The organism is Camelimonas sp. ID_303_24 (assembly GCF_053543495.1).
Genome location: NZ_JBLLJM010000005.1, coordinates 542234 through 560435 on the forward strand (window position 1 = coordinate 542234; position 18202 = coordinate 560435).

The following is an 18202-nucleotide window of genomic DNA, read 5'->3' on the forward strand; positions in this document are numbered from 1 at the left end:
GAGCTGGCCGGTCTGGGGCAGCGTCCGGGGTAAAAATACGCCAGCGTCATCGAGGGCGGAGATTCCCGAAGCTCGCGAAGCAGGGTAGAAAAATATTTCTTCACGCCGCCCCGGCGCAGAATGGATTCGTTCTATTTCACGGCCAAGTCGCCAATTTAAAATCTTTTCCCGCGCACGATCGGGAAATTATTGAGCGGCGCGGCCTCCCTGTGTTACCCCTCCTGCTCCGCCAGGCGTCCGGGGCTCCCCAGCGCGGCGATGCGGCGCGTGTCCGCCAGTTCGTGGATGAGAGATGAGCAATTTCTATACGGAAAAAGTCCTTGCCGTTCGCCACTGGAACGACACCCTGTTCAGCTTCCGCACCACCCGTGACGATGGCCTGCGGTTCCGCAATGGCGAGTTCATCATGATCGGCCTGCCGGTGAACGGAAAGCCGCTGTTGCGCGCCTATTCCATCGCCAGCGCCAATTATGACCCGGAGCTCGAATTCTACTCCATCAAGGTTCAGGATGGCCCGCTCACCTCGCGCCTCCAGCACCTGAAGGAGGGCGATGAGATTGTGATCGGCCGCAAGCCGACCGGCACCCTCGTGCTCGACAATCTCGAGAACGGCCGCAACCTCTATTTGCTGAGCACCGGCACGGGCCTGGCGCCATTCGCCAGCCTGATTCGCGACCCGGAGATATACGGCCGCTACGACAAGGTGATTCTCACCCACGGCTGCCGCTTCGTGTCCGAGTTGGCCTATGGCGAGAAGCTGGTGAACGCCGTGCTGCAGGACGAATTCCTGGGCGAGGACGCCCGCGAGAAGCTGCTGTACTACCCCACGGTGACCCGCGAAGCCTTCCGCAACACCGGCCGCCTCACCGAGCTGATGCAGAGCGGCAAGCTCTATGAGGATCTTGGCCTGGCTCCGCTCTCGGCCGAGGAAGACCGCGCCATGATCTGCGGCAGCCCGCACATGCTGGCCGACCTGAAGACCATGCTGCTGGAGGCGGGCTTCGTCGAAGGCAACCACGGCGAGGCCGGCCAGTTCGTGGTCGAGAAGGCGTTCGTGGAAAAGTAAGGGCCCGTGGCCCGCATGGGCCGCGCCGCACAGACCGAGCGAAAAAAACGCCAGCCCGACGGGCTGGCGTTCTGTTTTCCGGAACCTGTTTCCAGATCGCGCCAGGCTTCAGACGCCTGGCGAAACCTTGCGAAACCTCTGGCGGGTCCGTTCGCCAGGTTCTGGCGGGAGGCCAGTCTGTGGCCTCACGAGGCCAGGGCTGCCCGCATGCTGGCCTTCGCGGCCTCATATTGCGCCGCCATTTCGTCGACCAGCGCGGCCACCGGCTCCACCTGGCGCACGCCGGAAACCGAATGGCCGGCGCTGCGGATATCGACCCAGCGCTTCGGCCCCGGCGCCTGCGAGCCGCCGCCGAACATTTCCTTGGCTGTCTGGGCGCTGACCTGCTCGTCCAGCCGCTCCGGATCGAGCCCGGCGGCCAGGATCGACGGGCGCAGCATGTTGGTTTGCAAGCCGGTGAAGGCTTTGGTCAGCACCACGTCGTCCATGGAGGACGATACCAGCATCTGCTTGTAGGAATCCGCCGCCATGCTCTCATGGGTGGCGATGAAGCGGGTGCCCATATAGGCCAGGTCGCAGCCCAGCGCCTCGGCGGCCAGCAGCGAGGCGCCGTCGGTGACGCCGCCGGCCAGCACGACCGGCCCGTCAAACATCGCCCGCACCGCCCGCACGAACGCGAAACCGTTCATCCAGCCGGTCTGGCCGCCAGCGCCGGCGGTCAGCAGAACCAGGCCATCGGCGCCCGCCTCCAGCGCCTTTTCCGCGTGCTTCACCGTCGCCACGTCAGCCAGCACCAGCGCGCCAATGTCGTGCAGCGGCTTCACCACCCCCGCCGGCGAACCGACGCTGGTGATGACCATTTCCACCCGGTTGCGCACCAGGCAGGCCAGATCGTCCTGCATGCGCGGCTGGCGGATAATCAGGTTGGGACACCAGGGCGCGTAGGTAGCCCCGCCCGCAGACGACCGCGCGGCGATGTCCTGGAGCCACTGGTCCAGCTCCTCAACCGTGCGGGCGTTGGCGGTGGGGAATGAGCCCACCACGCCGCTGCGGCAGGCGGCGACCACCAGGTCCGGCCCCGAAACGCGCAGCATCGGCGCGGCGATGACCGGCAGACGCAGCCGGCCACGAATCTTGCTGTCGAGCATCGTCTCAGCCCACCATGCGCTGCTGGCCGGCCCAATAGCGGGCGCGCAGCACCTTCTTGTCGACCTTGCCCACGGGCGTCACCGGCAGTTCATCGATGAACTCCACGGACTTGGGCGCCTGGGTCGATCCCTTCTTCTGCTTCACCAGGGCGATCAGTTCCTCATCGGTCACGTCGCCGCCAGCCTTGCGCACCACCAGGGCCTTCACCGCCTCGCCCCATTTGGGGTCCGGCACGCCGATCACCGCCGCCATGGCGACAGCGGGATGGCTGGTGATGGCGTCCTCCACCTCACGCGGATAGACGTTGAAGCCGCCGGTGACGATCATGTCCTTCATGCGGTCGACGATATAGAGATAGCCGCGCTCGTCAGCCCGGGCGACGTCGCCAGTGTGCAGCCAGCCGTGGCGGAAAACCTCTTCCGTCTGCTCCGGGCGCTTCCAGTAACGGCCCATGACCTGGGGCGCGCGCACACAGATCTCGCCCGCCTCGCCGGGCGCCACGCGCTCGCCGTCCTCATTGAGCAGCGCCACATCGCAATTGGACAGCGGGAAGCCGCAGGAGGCGAACAGTTCCGGCCGCGCCGGATCGTGATCGGCCTTGCGCAGCACGGAAACCGGATAGCACTCGGACTGGCCGTAGAGCTGCGAGAACACCGGACCAATACGCTCCAGCCCCTCCAGCAGCCGCGTCGGCGACATGGGCGAGGCGCCGTAGAGCAGCAGCTCCAGCGACGACAGGTCGGTTTTGTCGAGCCCCGGATGATCGAGCAGCACATAGATCATCGTCGGCACCAGCAGCGTGAAGTTGATGCGCTGGCGCGCGATCGTCTGCAGCACCCGCTCGGGATCGAAACTCTTCATCAGCGTCACCGAACCGCCGCGCATCAGCGTCGGCATCACCTTGGTGCCCGCCACATGGCTGATGGGGGCGACAGCCAGGTAGTGCGGCGTGTCCGGCAGTTCGAAATCGGCGAGAATCGCCGGGCTGATGGCGGCGGCGCTGCGATGGTCGCGCCAGACGCCCTTGGATTTGCCGGTGGTGCCGCCGGTGTAGCCGATGACGCAGGAATCATCCGGCCGCGCCAGATCGCGCGGGGTCGTGGAGCCAGCCGCCGCGGCGGCGGCCATCAGGTCAATGCCATAATCCGCCTTGCCGATGGTCAGCACGTGGCGCACGCCGCTGGCCTTCTGCGCCAGATCGGCGCCGCGGGCCGCGTAGGTCTCCGCGTCCACCACCAGCACCTGGATGTCGGCGTCGGCCAGCTGGTCCAGATGGTCCTCCAGCGAGCCGAGCGGATGCAGCGGCGTGGTGCACAGGGCGGACGCCTGCGCCGCCTGGGTGAGGCACCAGGTTTCCCAACGGTTGGAGGTGAGCGCCGCGACGCCGGCGCCGCGCGGCAGCCCCAGCCCGGCCAGCACCGCCTGCATGCGGCCGAGCATGTCGATGACATGGGCGTAAGAGATGTTGCCGGTTTCGGTGACGAAGGCGGTCCGGTCAGGATAGCGCGCCAGCGCGCGCAGGGTCTGTGCGCCGACGGTCGGCTGCGCGTTCAGAAAACTCATGACGTTTCTTCCCGGAATGATTTTTGGATCGTTGGTGATGTTGAGGCCTTTTTCGCCTGCCCGCGCGTCTGGGGCAATGTGATTTTTGCGCCCCCCGCGACTTGCCGTCCGGCCCGGAAGCGACGACCCTGTCGGGCAAAGAGGAAGCGTCATGATCAAGCAGCTCAACCGCATCGATATTTCCGTGGCCGATCCAGCGACTGCCTGCGCCGACTACGCCGAACTGTTCGGCGTCCAGCCCCACGCGCGCGACGCCGACAGCGCCCGCTTCCGCCTCGCCAACACGGATGTGCTGCTCCAGCCGGCCGGCGCGACCTGTCGCGGCTTGTGCGGCATGGCCTTCGGCGTCGAGGACCTGGGGCGCGCCGCCAGATTGCTCGACAACCGGGGCGTGGCGTGGACCCGGGAGAACGGCCCGGACGGTCCCCGCCTGCGCCTCGATGACGCGGCGACCCATGGCGCTCCGGTGACGCTGGAGCCGACGCCGCCCCGCGACACGCGGCGCGAGGCGGAAACCGGCCTCGCCGGAGCCGGCGCCATCGTCGGCGTCGACCATCTGGTGCTGCGATCGGCCAACCCCACACGCGCCATGGCCTTCTGGGGCGCCCGGATGGGCCTGAGCCTGCGCTTCGACCGCACCTTCCAGCAGATGGGCGCGCGCGTCACCCTGTTCCGCTGCGGCGACATGAAAATCGAGGTGGCGAGCCGCGAGGACCCGGCGAAGGCGGCGGAAGACGACGAACTGTGGGGCGTTTCGTGGCGCGCCGCTGACATCGCCAGCCTGCACGCCCGCCTCGCCGGCAGCTTCAACCTGTCCGAAGTGCGCCGCGGCCTGGAGCCGGGCACGGCGGTGTTCAGTATCCGCAATCGCACCCACGAGGTGGCCACCATCGCCATTGGCGCGCAAGGTCAGCAGGGCTGACAGGCAGGCGCGAACGCGGGCGGGCGATCCGGCGGGCGCCCCTCGCGCGCTGGTCCGGTTCCGGTCCAGATTCCCGCCAGGACCTTTCGCCAGAACCTTTCCCCAGCCTCCCGGCCGGGCGCCTTGCCATGCCCCCTGCCCATATCCCCGGGCCCAATTGTCAAGCAAGTGTTAGATAGATATAGGTCAGCCCAGATCCGCTGCCTCCCGCAGCAGCCCCTCGCGCAGTCCGCCATGCAGCGGACGCCCGGGATGCGCGGGAGCACTGCAAGACAGGAAACGCCGTGAGCCAGTTTGCCCTTGCCAATGAGCCTGAAGACGTCGCGATGTTCCGCGAGACCGCCCGCCGCTTTTTCGAGCGCGAGTGCGTCCCGCATGTGGAGCGCTGGGAAGACCAGGGCGTCGTTGATCGCGAGATCTGGAACAAGGCGGGCGAGTACGGCCTGCTCTGCGCCTCGATCCCGGAGGAGTACGGCGGAGCTGGCGGCAATTTCCTGCACGAGAAGGTGCTGGTTGAGGAGCAGGTGAAGGCCGGCGTCGGCGGCTGGGGCAATTCCGTGCACTCCGGCATTCTCGCCCACTATGTCTATGGCTACGGCAACGAAGAGCAGCGTCACCGCTGGCTGCCGGGCATGGCCTCGGGCGAACTGGTCGGCGCCATCGCCATGACCGAGCCGGGCACCGGCTCCGACCTGCAGGGCGTCAAGACCACCGCCCGCCGCGAGGGCGACGAATACGTCATCAACGGCCAGAAGACCTTCATCACCAACGGCCAGACCGCCAACCTGATCTGCGTCGTCGCCAAGACCGACCCGTCGCTGGGCGCCAAGGGCATCTCGCTCATCATGGTCGAGGTCGACAAGGTTGAAGGCTTCCGTCGCGGCCGTAACCTCGACAAGATCGGCCAGCACGCCGCCGACACCTCCGAGATTTTCTTCGACGACGTGCGCGTGCCCGTCGCCAACCGTCTCGGCGAGCGCGAGGGCATGGGCTTCATCCACCTGATGCAGCAGCTGCCGCAGGAGCGCCTGATCATCGCCGTGCAGGCCGTGGCCGCCATGGAGCGCGCCTATGAGCTGACCGCGGAATACGTCAAGGACCGCAAGGCGTTTGGCAAGACCATCGCCGACTTCCAGAACACCCGCTTCAAGCTGGCCGAGGTGAAGACCCACGCCCGCGTCGCCCGCGCCTTCGTCGAGCACTGCACCGCGCTGGTGCTGGAGAAGAAGCTCGACGTGGAGACCGTCGCGATGGCGAAATGGTGGACCACCGACACCCAGGGCAAGGTCATGGACGAGTGCCTGCAGCTGTTCGGCGGCTACGGCTACATGCGCGAATACCCGATCTCCCGCATGTGGACCGACGCCCGCGTGCAGCGCATTTACGGCGGCGCCAACGAGATCATGAAAGAGCTGATCGGCCGCAACATCTGACGCCGGCATCTTCTGGCGCGCGCGGGTCGCCGCGCCAGCCTGGCCGCCGGGACTTCCTGAAGTTCCGGCGGGCCTCTGCGACAAGCGCATCCGGCGTCCGCGTCTGGATCAGGCAGCTGCCCCTCAACGCGTCAGTTGAGGCGGCCGCCCTGCTCCACGGCGCGACGACATGGACCGCGCACAGGGAAGAAACAGTTCCACGGAGACCGGCGGCAGGCTGCCAGGCTCCGCGCCAGACGTTGTCAGCGCGCGGAAGCCAGAGGTCATGATACGCGTCGCGAAAGCGCGCTGGGGGAACTGATGAACCAATTCAAAACGCGCCTGCTGGGCGCCATCGCCGCGCTCGCGTGCGTCGCGCCGCTTGCAGCGCCATTTGCCGCGAAGGCAGAAATCTCCGACAACGTCGTCCGCATCGTCGTCATGAACGACCAGTCGTCGGCCTATTCCGACACCTCGGGCAAGGGCTCCGTCGTCGCCGCCCAGCTGGCCATTGACGACCACAACGGCAAGGCCGCCGGCAAGCCGGTGGAGCTGATTTCCGTCGATCACCAGCTCAAGGTTGACGTCGCCCTCGCCCACGCCCGCAAGCTGATCGACCAGGACAAGGTCGACGCCTTCGTCGACATGGCGAATTCGGGCGTGTCGCTGGCGATGCAGAAACTCGTCCAGGACACCAACCGCGTCGCCCTGCATGTCGGCTCGGCCCACGCCGATCTCTACGGCAAGGCCTGCTCGCCGAACGGCGCCCTGTGGCTGTATGACAGCTACTCGCTGGCCAAGGGCCTGGCCAAGGCCCTGCTCGACGACACGCACAAGAACTGGTTCCTGCTCACCGCCGACTACGCGTTCGGTCACGCCATGCAGGACGACATGACCCGCACGCTGAAGCTGAACGGCGGCAATGTCGTCGGCGCGGTGCGCGCGCCGCTGGCCACCAACGATTATTCGTCGTTCCTGATGCAGGCCATGGGCGCCGACGCCCAGGTGCTCGCGCTGCTCAACGCCGGCGCCGACACCACCAACTCCATCAAGCAGGCGGCCGAATTCGGCGTCACCCGCAAGGGCGTCAAGCTGGCGGTGCCGATCTTCACCATCATCAACGCAAAGGGCATCGGCTCCGAGCTGGCCCAGGGCGCCGTGTTCCTCGCCGGCTATTACTGGGACGCCGACGACGCCAGCCGCGCCTTCTCAAAGCGCTATGAGGCGAAGATGGGCCGCCCGCCGGCGCACACCCAGGCCGCCGTCTACAGCGCCGTGTCGCACTACCTGAAGGCGATCGACGCCGGCAACACGGATGAGGCGAAGGCTGTCATGGCGAAAATGCGCGAACTGCCGATCAACGACTTCATGACGAAGAACGGCAAGCTGCGCGAGGACGGACGCGTTATCCGCGACATGCTCCTGCTCGAGGTGAAGGCGCCGTCCGAGGTCAAGTCCGAATGGGACCTGGCAAAGGTCATCCGCAGCATTCCGGGCGATGAAATGATCCGTCCGGTGAACGAAGGCGGCTGCCCGCTTATCAAGTAAGGACAACCGGACGGGCGATCCGCCAACAGGCTGGATCGCCCGTCCGGCGGTCTGACGCCTTGCGCATCGCGTGCGTTCGTGCTTGTCAACGCCAGCGCGGAAAGATGGCGCCAGCAACATCGCGGCCCGTTGATCCGCTACGCGCAACCCGCGCCAACAATTTCGAGACCTTCAAGACCGTGAGGGGGCCCAAGTGACGCATCCATCCATTCACGCCCGGACCAATCCGGACAAACCCGCCTACATCATGGCCGCCACGGGCGAGACCGTGACCTATGGCCAGCTTGAGGCCCGCTCCAACCAGGTCGCCCAGCTGTTCCGGTCCCTTGGCCTGAAGCCGCAGGACCACATGGCGTTCGTGCTGGAAAACAGCGCCCGCTTCTACGAGGTGGCTTTCGGCGCCCAGCGCGCCGGCCTGTACTACACGGCGATTTCCACCCATCTGCAGCCCGAAGAGATCGCCTATATCGTCGGCGACTGCGGCGCGAAGGTCTTCATCACCTCCATCAAGTTCGCCGACCGCGCCGAAGAGCTGCGCAAGCAGCTCAGCCCCGACACGGTGTGCCTGATGATTGGCGGCGTCGCTCCCGGCTTCCGCTCGTTCGAGGACGCGGTGAAGGCCATGCCGGAAACGCCGATCGCCGATGAGGTGACCGGCCCCGACATGCTGTATTCCTCCGGCACGACCGGGCGTCCCAAGGGCGTGAAGAAGCCGTTCGAAGGCACGCCGATCACCGATCTGAACCCGTTCCTGAACGCGCTTGTCGGCACGATGTGCGGCGCCAACAGCGAGACCGTCTATCTGTCGCCGGCGCCGCTCTATCACGCGGCTCCGATGCGCTTCAACATGATGATCATGTGCTATGGCGGCACCTCGATCATCATGGAGAAGTTCGACGCCGAGGAGTACCTGCGCCTCGTCGAGAAGCACAGGATCACCTTCTCGCAGCTCGTGCCCACCATGTTCATCCGCATGCTCAAGCTGCCCGATGACATCCGCACGAAGTACGACATCTCCTCGCTGAAGAGCGCCGTGCACGCCGCCGCGCCCTGCCCCGCCGACGTCAAGAAGGCGATGATCGAGTGGTGGGGACCGATCATCCTGGAGTACTACGCCGGCTCCGAGGGCAATGGCGTCACCATCATCAACTCGAAGGAAGCGCTGGAGCGCCCTGGTTCGGTCGGTCGCGCCCTGGTCGGCGAGATCAAGATCCTCGGCGAGGACGGCCAACTGGAAGGCCCTGGCGACATCGGCCAGATCTACTTCGCCGGCGCGCCTGAATTCAGCTATCACAACGACCCGGAGAAGACGAAGGGCGCCTACAACGCGCAGGGCTGGTCCTCGCTCGGCGACGTCGGCTACCTCGACAAGGACGGTTATCTGTTCCTGACCGACCGCAAGTCCTACATGATCATTTCCGGCGGCGTGAACATCTACCCGCAGGAAACCGAGGACGCGCTGATCGGCCACCCGGCCGTCACCGACGCCGCCGTGTTCGGCGTGCCGAACGCCGAGATGGGCGAAGAAGTGAAGGCCGTGGTGCAGCCGGCCGCCGGCTATGAAGCCGGCCCCGAACTCGCCGCCGAGCTGATGGCCTACTGCCGCACGAAGCTGTCGCCCATCAAATGCCCGAAGAGCATCGACTTCGATCCGGAGCTGCCGCGCACCCCGACGGGCAAGCTGATGAAGCGCATCCTGCGCGACCGCTACTGGCCGAAGGAGGCCAAGGGCCCGGCCGCCGTCGCCTGATCCGGCGCGATAACGCCAAAGATCACGGCCAGGATTACAGCAAGGATCACGCCATCTGAAAACGCCCGGGGAAACCCGGGCGTTTTTTGTTGCCCGCCCCAGAAACGCACCCGGCCAGGCGTTGGGCGAATGGACGTTTTCATCAGCATTTCCGGCGAAGTACTGGCGTGTACCGCCATTCGGATATATCGTCTGCGACCACAATGACTGGGCACGGCGGCGCGCTTTCAATCCGGCGCGGCGGTTGATGCTTGTCCAGCAAAGGTCTGCAGGAGAGACGCCATGGCCGGAAGCCAGTTGCCGCCGTTCCACAAACTGAACTTCATGCCGCGCGACATCGACCTTGAGCGGCGCGCCGACGGCTCCATGATCATGCGGCAGCGTATTCCGCTTCAGGCTTATGAGCGGCACATCCCGGCGTTTCTGGCGCAATGGGCGGTCGAGGCGCCCGACGCGGTGTGGCTGGCCCAGCGTCGCGGCCCCAATCGCGACTGGGAGAAGGTGACCTACGGCGCGGCGAAGCAGCGCGTCGACGCCCTGACCCAGGCGCTGCTCAACCTCGGGCTGGCCGAAGACCGCCCGGTGATGATTCTCAGCGGCAATTCGATCGAGCACGCCCTGATGACCCAGGCGGCGATGCAGGCGCGCCTGCCGGCTGCGCCGGTGTCGCCGGGCTACTCGCTGATGAGCCAGGATTTCACCAAGCTGAGGCATGTGTTCAACCTGCTGACGCCTGGCGTCATCATGGTTCAGGACGGCCCGGCCTTCGCCAACGCCCTGAAGACCCTGGACCTCGCGGGCGTCACCGTCATCCATGTGGAGCGCCCGGCCCCCGGCATCGACAGCCTCGCTTACGCCGACCTGGAGAAAACGCCGGTAACCGGCGCCGTGGCGGAATCGATCGCCGCCATCACCCCGCAGACCATTGGCAAGCTGCTGTTCACCTCCGGCTCCACCGGCATGCCGAAGGCCGTCATCAACACCCAGGAGATGATGACCGCCAACGTCGCCATGGGCCAGCAGGCCTGCCCGCGCGACCCGGCCGAGACCAAGCGTACGGTGCTGGACTGGCTGCCCTGGAACCACACCATGGGCGGCAACTCCACCTTCCATTCGGTGCTGGCCGACGGCGGCTCATTCTACATCGACGACGGCCGTCCCCTCCCCGGCCAGTTTGACGAAACCATCCGCAACCTGCGCGAAGTCTCGCCGACCTATTATGGCAGCGTGCCCGCCGGTTTCGCCGCGCTGGTGTCGGCCATGGAGCGCGATTCCGAACTGTGCGAGGCGTTCTTCAAGGACCTGCGCCAGCTCGGCTATGGCGGCGCCACCCTGCCGGACGACCTGTACACCCGCATGCAGAACCTGGCGGTGAAGTACACCGGCAAGCGCTATGTGTTCTCCACCGGCTGGGGCTGCACCGAGACGGCGCCGACCGCCACCTATACCTATTGGGAGACCGAGCGCGTCGGCCTCATCGGCCTGCCCTTCGCGGGCATGGAGCTGAAGATGGTTCCGGTCGGCGACAAGTATGAGCTGCGCCTGCGCGGCGTCACCGTCACCCCCGGCTACTACCGCCAGCCGGAGCTGACGGAGAAGGCGTTCGACGAGGAAGGCTTCTACAAGATCGGCGACGCCGGCGTGATGGTCGACACGAACCGCCCGGAGGAAGGCCTCGTCTTCGCCGGCCGCGTCGTCGAGGACTTCAAGCTGATGACCGGCACCTTCGTCCATGTCGGCTCGCTACGCGTCGCCGCCGTGGCCGCCATGTCGCCTGCGGCGCAGGACGCGGTGGTCGCCGGCCAGGACAAGGATTACATCGCCCTGCTGGTGTTCCCCAACGTCCTGGCCTGCCGGCAGATCGCCGGGCTGCCGGAAGCCGGCGCCGAGGAACTGATCCGTCACCCGGCGGTGATCGCCACCGTGCGCGACGGCCTGAAGACCTACAACGCGGAGAACCCCGGCTCCAGCACCCGCATCGCCCGGGCCCTGCTGATGTCCGAGCCACCCTCCGTCGATGGCAATGAGATCACCGACAAGGGCTACATCAACCAGCGCGCCGCGCTGGAGCGTCGCGATGATCTGGTGCAGCGCCTGTTCGCCCCCCAACCGGACGCCGAGGTGATCGTGCTCGACGCCCGCACCCTGCCGGAAGGCGCGCAGGTAGCAGCCGAATAAGCCTGCCTGGCGCAGAAAACGGAAAAGGGCGCTCCAGCGGGCGCCCTTTTTCATGTTCGCGGAACCTGCCCCTCAGGACAAAACGCCCTTCAACGCCCGGTAAACTGCGCCGGCCGCTTTTCCAGAAACGCCTGCACGCCCTCGGCGAAATCGCTGGCCCGCCCGGCGCGGCGCTGGAACTGGCGCTCCAGGTCAAGTTGCTCCTCGAAGCTGTTCTCGCTCGATTCCGCATACAACCGGCGGATCAGGCCGAGCGCCACGGTGGGGCCGCTGGCCAGTTCGCGCGCCAGCTTCATCGCTTCGTTCAGCGCCTCGCCGTCGTCGACAACGCGGTTGATCAGGCCCCATTCCAGGGCTTTCTCCGCCGGCAGACGCCCACCCAGCAGCGACAGCTCCAGTGAACGGGCCCGGCCAATCAGGCGCGGCAACAGCCAGCTGGAGCCGCAATCCGGCACCAGGCCGATGCGGCGGAACGCCTGCATGAAATAGGCCGAGCGGACAGCAACGACCAGGTCGCCCATCAGCGCGAACGCCATGCCGCCGCCCGCCGCCGGTCCGTTGACCGCCGTCACCAGCGGGCAGTGCAGGTCGCGCAGCCGGCGCAGGATGGGGTGGTAGGACGTATCGAGCACAGCCCCCGCTTCAGGCGCATTCCCGGAGGCGCGCTCGCGCAGATTGGCGCCGGCGCAGAAAGCGCGGCCTTCGCCGGTGAGCACCACGCAGCGCACGCCATTGGCCGGATCGTCGATAACGTCGAGCGCCTCGCCAAATTCAGCCAGCGATTCCGGCGACATGGCGTTGAGCACCTCTGGCCGGTTGTACGCCAGCACGGCCACCGGACCATCGAGGGTCAGCTTCATATATTTGAAGTTCATGCGTCCTCCCCATGGCGCAAGATCCGTTCAGCTGAACCGGATATCCGCCCTGTTATCTGGTCTGGCGCGCCTGTTGGCTGCGCCATGCGTCGCGCCCTGAAGCGCCCGACCTGTTTTGTATACCCAGTCAAACAAAAAGCCCCGGCTTTCGCCAGGGCTTTCAGATCATTCAGGCAGCGCGGCGTTTGCATGGCTGCGAACGCCGCCTTTCGGCCTCAGCGGCCCTTGAACTGGGCCGGGCGCTTCTGGAGAAACGCCTGGACGCCTTCCGCGAAATCCTCGGCGCGGCCAGCGGTGCGCTGGGACTGACGCTCCAGATCAAGCTGCTCCTCGAAGCTGTTGTCGGTCGATTCGATATACAGCTTGCGGATCAGGCCCAGAGCCACGGTCGGGCCGTTGGCCAGTTCCGTCGCCAGCTTCAGGGCTTCGTTCAGCGCCTCGCCGTCGTCGACGACGCGGTTGATCAGGCCCCATTCCAGCGCCTTCTCGGCCGGCAGGCGGTCACCGAGCAGCGACAGCTCCAGCGAGCGGGCGCGGCCGATCAGGCGCGGCAGCAGCCAGGTGGAGCCGCAGTCCGGCACCAGGCCGATGCGACGGAACGCCTGCATGAAATAGGCGGAGCGGGCCGCGACGATCAGGTCGCCCATCACCGCGAAGCTCATGCCGGCGCCAGCGGCCGGGCCGTTGACAGCGGTGATGATCGGGAACGGCAGGTTGCGCAGGCGGCGCAGGATCGGGTGGTAGACGGTTTCCAGCGCCGCGCCGGCGTCGATCTTGCCGCCGTCGCGCTTGCCCATGTCGCCCTGCAGGTTGGCGCCGGCGCAAAAAGCGCGGCCCTCGCCGGTGAGCACCAGGCAGCGCACGCCGCTGGCCGGGTCCTCAATGGTGTCGAGCGCCGTGTTGAAGTCCTGCAGCAGCTTGGGCGACAGCGCGTTCAGCACTTCCTGATGGTTGAACGCCAGGATGGCGACCGGGCCATCGATGGTCAGCTTCATGCGTTCGAGCGTCATGTTTCCTCCCCTGCGACGCGGCCCGCAGGGGACCGCGCCTTCCACAATGGCGGACGCCCCCTTCAGGAGCGCTCCGCCCGATACGCGCGCCTCAGGAGGCGCAGAACCTGCCCAGGGCGGCGTCCGCCCTGCCGGCGCAGCCTCAGCGCGGCGCCATGCGGATGGCGGCGTCGAGGCGGATGGTCTCGCCGTTCAGCATCGAGTTCTCGACGATCTGCACCGCAAGGCTGGCGTATTCCGACGGGTTGCCGAGACGCGAGGGGAACGGCGCCTGCTCGCCAAGGCTCTTCTGCGCCTCTTCCGGCAGGCCCAGCAGCATCGGCGTCAGGAACAGTCCCGGCGCGATGGTGCAAACGCGCACGCCATACTGGGCGAGGTCACGGGCGACCGGCAGGGTCAGGCCAGCGACGCCGGCCTTGGAGGCGGCATAGGCGGCCTGGCCAATCTGGCCGTCGAACGCCGCAACCGAGGCGGTGTTGACGATGACGCCGCGCTCGCCGTCGCGCAGCTCAGCCTCCATCAGACCCTCGGCCACGAGGCGGATGACGTTGAAGGTGCCGATCAGATTGATGTTGACGACCTTCTGGAACATGTCGAGCGCATGGACGCCCTTCTTGCTGACCACGCGGGCGGCCGGCGCCACGCCAGCGCAGTTGACAGCGACGCGCACGACGCCATGGGCGCTGGCGGCGGCCGCGAGGGCGGCGCGAATATCAGCCTCGCTGGTGACGTCGGCGCGCACGGCAATGCCGCCAATGTCGGCGGCGACCTGGGCCGCCTTGTCATCCTGCAGGTCGACGATGGCGACCTTCGCGCCCTTCGCCGCCAGCGCCCGGGCCGTCGCCTCGCCGAGGCCCGAACCACCGCCGGTGACGATCGCGGAAACGCCGTTGATATCCATGCCACTCTTCTCCGTCGCGCGATTGGCGAAGGCGCCTCTCGCGTTGTTCAGTTCCACTGGCCTGTAACCGATGTGGGATGGAAGACCAAGAGGCGAAACGATATTGGTCAATGCCGCTAGCCCGTCAACCTATCGTTTGTTAGACTGATGTCGCAGCACCGTCGCGCCCCCCGCGACCGGAGGTTGCCGCCAGGGCATTTTCAGGCGCGCCGCACCAGCGGCCGGCGCCAGAAAATCGCGTCAGGACAGAGACAAAGGACGACGCCCCGGCTGATTCGGGCCAGGTCTGGCGTTGGCGCGCCTTTCCCCGGGCGCGGCGTGGCGCGTAGTGGAGGTTGCATGGCCAGATCGACGGGACGTATGCGCAAGGACAATGAGCGTGGCGCCGACGCGGGCGCAGCGGAGCGCCGCAAGCAGATTTTGACGGAAGCCGGCAAACTGTTCGCCGCCCGTGGTTTTGAAGGCGCCTCCATGCGTGAGATCGCCGCCGCCACCGGCCTGCTCTCGGGCTCGCTGTACTACCATTTCGCCTCGAAGGAAGAGCTGTTCGTCGCCGTCTATGACGCCAATATCCGCATGGTGTCGGAAGCGGTGCAAAAAGCGATTGAAGGCGTCGAGGGTGCCTGGGCCCGGCTGGAGGCCGCCGCCATCGCCCACTGTGAAACCCTGCTGACCGGAGACCGGACGGCAGTGCTTGACGTGAAATTCCCGCCCAGCCTGCTGGGCGTGCGCCCACGCCTTATCCAGTCCCGCGACGAGCACGACCGGCTGTTCGACAGCCTGATTGAGCCGCTGGACCTGCCGGACGACGTCAACCGCAACCTGTTCCGCCTGCATGTGCTCGGCGCGCTGAACAGCGCGGTGATCTGGTATCGCCCGTCATCGCACATGTCGCCGGCGGACGTCGCCCGCCACGTCATCGGCGTGCTGCGCTACGTCCGCAAGGGCAACACGCCGGCGGCCTGAAGCTCGCCGCCCTTTCCTGACGCGAAACCGGCCAGCCAGACCTGGATTCGCGCCAGCCCCATCAGCGACGCGGCGTCCATTGTCACTTGCCCCGTTCGAGCCAGCCGGAGAAGTCGCGCAGGGTCGCGGCGCGCAGGCGCGGGCCGACATACTCGCCCGGCGGCAGGTTACGGACCGTTTCGTGAACGGCGAAGACAAGCGTGCGCTCGCCCTTGCGCGCCCAGCCGACGAACCAGCCATGGCCCTGCCGCCCGTCCGCGGTTTTCATCCAGGCGGAGCTTCCCGTCTTGCCGCGGATGGTCCAGCCGTCGCTGGCGGCGAATTCGGGAAGGACGTCGCGGGTCAGTTGCATGGCCCGGGCCGAAGCCGGCAAATCGTTGCGCAACAGGCGGTTGATAAACGCCGCCTGCTCCTCCGGAGAAATTTTCAGCGAAGACGACAGCCAGGCGTTGGTCAGACCATTGTTCTTCCCTGGATCGCCCGAGACATCCTGGTTGCCATAGTTCAGCCGGCCGACCCAGGCGCCGAAAGCGCCCGCCCCATCGCGCGCCGCCAGCCGCTTCACCAGCTCACGCGAGAACCAGACCACCGAATCGCGCTCCCAGATCACCGGGTCCACATCCTTGCGGTCGCGTTCCGGCGCCTCGAACGTCCCGTCGTAACGCCAGACCGGATCGTGCGGACCAGCCAGCAGGCCCGCCTCGAAGCCGATCAGGGCCAGCGGGATCTTGAAGGTTGACTGCGGCGCATGACGCGCGCCGCAATCGCCTTCGCGGTGCACGCGCGCGCCGCTGGCCGCATCCACCACCAGCACGCAACGATCAACGATCCGGGGCGCGGACGCCTTGCCCGCCGGCTGCGCCGAGGCCGGAAGAGCCGCCAGCTGGATCGCCGCCAGCAGGGCCGCCGCCATAAATCCGGCGGCGCGCGAACCCGCGATCGCGCCGTCAAACCATACTCTGCTCATTGGATGCTCCAGGGACGCCGTCAAAACGGATTTCAAAACGGATTGCGTCGCCAGGGCAGCTTCCGGTCACTATGGATCCGGAAATACGCCAGCGTTGCCTGTTTTGCGCGCGCTCTTGCCGGCCAGACGGCTCCGCCTGGCCGGCAATCGCTGCAACATCCCAATCCTGTCGCGTCCCTGGCGATCCGCCCGTGCGCCGTCGCACGCGGCGCCGTCCCCCTTGCGCTGGTCAGACCTGCTCGTCAGCCAGCATCTTGCGCAAGGTCGCCTTGTTGATCTTCTCCAGCGTCGAGCGCGGCAGCTCGGCGACGACCCGCACCTCGTGCGGAACCTTGAAGCCGGCCAGTTGCGCCTTGCAGGCGGCCAGCACCTGGTCCGCCAGATCCGGCGCCGGCTGCTGGCCGGCAAGCGGCAGGATGAAAGCGACCGGGGCTTCATCCAGCATCGGATGCTTTTTCGCCACCACCGCGACCTCGGAGATGCCAGGCACCAGCAGCGCCACGCGCTCGATCTCCGACGCGGCGACATTCTCGCCGCCCACCTTCAGCATGTCCTTGCTGCGGTCGGCGAAGACGAAGAAACCGTCCTCCATCAGCGACACCCGGTCGCCGGTGATGAACCAGCCGTCGTCGGTGAAGGAATCGCGGGTCGCCTGCTCGTTGCCGTCATAGGCGGCGAACAGCGACAGGCCCGGGATGCCCCTGATCTGGAAATCGCCGGTCTCGCCGGCGCCCAGTTCAACGCCATTGTCGTCAACGATGCGCACGGCGTATTCGGGCGCGCAGCGCCCCATCGACATCGGCCGGCTGTAGCTGTGCAACTCGCTGACGGTGCCGTGGGTGATGGTTTCGGTCATGCCCCACCAGCCCAGGGAGCGCACGCCAAAATGCGCGTCCCACGGCGCGTCGCTCACGCCCACGCCCCACGCCCGGTAGCTGTGCGTCGGCACGTCGTGCGCCATCAGCGCCTTGATGCAGAACGGGATCATCGACGCCCAGGTGCAGCCATGCTTCAGGGACACGGGCCAGAAGCGCGAGGCGGAGAAACGCGGCTGCACCACACAGGTCGCCCCGGCCCACAGGCTGGCCAGCAGCGTGTAGGCCTGGGCGTTGGTGTGGAACAGCGGCATGGTCATCAGGTGGGTGTCGCTGGCGCGCAGCTCCTCGTGCACCGCGTTCACCTTGGCGCCCCACAAGGCGTTGGCGTGGGTCCACAGCACGGCCTTGGGTCGCGAGGTGGTGCCGGAGGTGAACTGCAGCGAGAACGGCGCCATCGGATCATGCGGCCGGGCCAGCAGGGCGGACGGATCGCCGTCGATGGCGCTGAAAGCATCCGCCGGCGCGGGGGCGTTGGCGCCAGCGTCCGCGCCATTGTCAGTCTCGGTCACCGCCAGCCAGCGCAGGCCCTTGCACGCCCCGGCGACCAGGTTGGCGAATTTCGGCTGGGTGATGCCGGCGACCGCGCCGCTGTGATCGGCGAAATAGGTCAGCTCATCAGCGCTGGAGCGGGCGTTGGTGGTCACCGCCACCGCGCCGGCATAGGCGCAGCCCAGCCAGGAGACGATCGATTCCGGGCAATTGTCCAGGTGCACCAGCACCCGGTCGCCGGGCCGCACGCCGCGCGCCTGCAGGCCGGCGGCGAAACGCGCCAGCCGGTTGGCGAACTGGGCGAAGGACCAGGCGAGCCCTGGCCCCTCGAATGGCTCCCAGATGATGAAGGGTTTGTCGGCGCTTGCCCGGGCGCGGTAGTCTACCAGCGTGCGGATGTCCTGCCCCGCGAAGGGGTGCCCCAGGCCGGGTCGCAAGGTCGCCATGATAATCCTCCCTCGACGCGCCTCTTTCCGACGGGCCGGTCGATACATAATTTGCGGTGCATTACGCCGGATGCGTTTGGGA

14 protein-coding genes are annotated in these 18202 nt (G+C 66.9%); 7 read left to right on the forward strand and 7 right to left on the reverse strand.

Going from position 1 to position 18202, the window contains the following annotated elements; translation table 11 throughout:
• Positions 1 to 292: 292 nt before the first annotated feature.
• On the forward strand, positions 293 to 1066 hold the full coding sequence (locus ACERNI_RS07980) for a ferredoxin--NADP reductase (protein WP_448832729.1): 774 nt from the start codon (positions 293 to 295) through the stop codon (positions 1064 to 1066).
• A 185-nt stretch (positions 1067 to 1251) separates the two neighbouring features.
• Here the strand turns inward: ACERNI_RS07980 and ACERNI_RS07985 are convergent, their stop codons facing one another.
• Positions 1252 to 2214, reverse strand: coding sequence for an NAD(P)H-dependent flavin oxidoreductase (locus tag ACERNI_RS07985; protein ID WP_448832730.1), 963 nt, complete (start codon positions 2212 to 2214; stop codon positions 1252 to 1254).
• 4 nt (positions 2215 to 2218) lie between these two features.
• Positions 2219 to 3778: an AMP-binding protein gene (locus ACERNI_RS07990; RefSeq protein WP_448832731.1), complete on the reverse strand. Its 1560-nt coding sequence runs from the start codon at positions 3776 to 3778 to the stop codon at positions 2219 to 2221.
• Between the two features lie 151 nt (positions 3779 to 3929).
• Between ACERNI_RS07990 and ACERNI_RS07995 the strand changes: the two genes are divergently transcribed.
• The 5 genes from ACERNI_RS07995 to ACERNI_RS08015 all read left to right on the forward strand — a co-directional run bounded on the left by ACERNI_RS07995 (position 3930) and on the right by ACERNI_RS08015 (position 11588).
• On the forward strand, positions 3930 to 4700 hold the full coding sequence (locus tag ACERNI_RS07995; RefSeq protein ID WP_448832732.1) for a hypothetical protein: 771 nt from the start codon (positions 3930 to 3932) through the stop codon (positions 4698 to 4700).
• Between the two features lie 326 nt (positions 4701 to 5026).
• Positions 5027 to 6133 (forward strand): acyl-CoA dehydrogenase family protein, encoded by a 1107-nt coding sequence (locus ACERNI_RS08000; RefSeq protein ID WP_448832850.1) that lies wholly within the window; start codon positions 5027 to 5029, stop codon positions 6131 to 6133.
• A 300-nt stretch (positions 6134 to 6433) separates the two neighbouring features.
• A complete protein-coding gene (locus tag ACERNI_RS08005; protein WP_448832733.1) occupies positions 6434 to 7660 on the forward strand; it encodes an ABC transporter substrate-binding protein in 1227 nt (408 codons plus the stop codon).
• A 193-nt stretch (positions 7661 to 7853) separates the two neighbouring features.
• The gene (locus ACERNI_RS08010) at positions 7854 to 9410 is read left to right on the forward strand and encodes an acyl-CoA synthetase (protein ID WP_448832734.1); all 1557 of its coding nucleotides are present in this window, start codon (positions 7854 to 7856) and stop codon (positions 9408 to 9410) included.
• A gap of 282 nt (positions 9411 to 9692) precedes the next feature.
• Positions 9693 to 11588, forward strand: a complete 1896-nt coding sequence (locus tag ACERNI_RS08015; RefSeq protein WP_448832735.1) for an AMP-binding protein — start codon at positions 9693 to 9695, stop codon at positions 11586 to 11588.
• 89 nt (positions 11589 to 11677) lie between these two features.
• On the opposite strand, the gene ACERNI_RS08020 is transcribed toward ACERNI_RS08015, so the two are convergent.
• From ACERNI_RS08020 to ACERNI_RS08030, 3 genes are all read right to left on the reverse strand, one after another.
• Positions 11678 to 12463, reverse strand: coding sequence for an enoyl-CoA hydratase/isomerase (locus tag ACERNI_RS08020; RefSeq protein ID WP_448832736.1), 786 nt, complete (start codon positions 12461 to 12463; stop codon positions 11678 to 11680).
• 215 nt (positions 12464 to 12678) lie between these two features.
• Entirely contained in the window at positions 12679 to 13473 is a 795-nt protein-coding gene (locus tag ACERNI_RS08025) for an enoyl-CoA hydratase/isomerase (RefSeq protein ID WP_448832737.1), read from the reverse strand.
• A 142-nt stretch (positions 13474 to 13615) separates the two neighbouring features.
• Positions 13616 to 14374, reverse strand: a complete 759-nt coding sequence (locus tag ACERNI_RS08030; protein WP_448832738.1) for an SDR family NAD(P)-dependent oxidoreductase — start codon at positions 14372 to 14374, stop codon at positions 13616 to 13618.
• Between the two features lie 339 nt (positions 14375 to 14713).
• On the opposite strand from ACERNI_RS08030, the gene ACERNI_RS08035 reads away from it, so the two are divergent.
• Entirely contained in the window at positions 14714 to 15340 is a 627-nt protein-coding gene (locus tag ACERNI_RS08035) for a TetR/AcrR family transcriptional regulator (protein ID WP_448832739.1), read from the forward strand.
• A gap of 82 nt (positions 15341 to 15422) precedes the next feature.
• On the opposite strand, the gene ACERNI_RS08040 is transcribed toward ACERNI_RS08035, so the two are convergent.
• Both ACERNI_RS08040 and ACERNI_RS08045 read right to left on the reverse strand, forming a co-directional pair.
• Positions 15423 to 16253: a penicillin-binding transpeptidase domain-containing protein gene (locus ACERNI_RS08040; RefSeq protein WP_448832851.1), complete on the reverse strand. Its 831-nt coding sequence runs from the start codon at positions 16251 to 16253 to the stop codon at positions 15423 to 15425.
• A 283-nt stretch (positions 16254 to 16536) separates the two neighbouring features.
• On the reverse strand, positions 16537 to 18120 hold the full coding sequence (locus ACERNI_RS08045) for an AMP-binding protein (RefSeq protein WP_448832740.1): 1584 nt from the start codon (positions 18118 to 18120) through the stop codon (positions 16537 to 16539).
• Between the last annotated feature and the right edge of the window lie 82 nt (positions 18121 to 18202).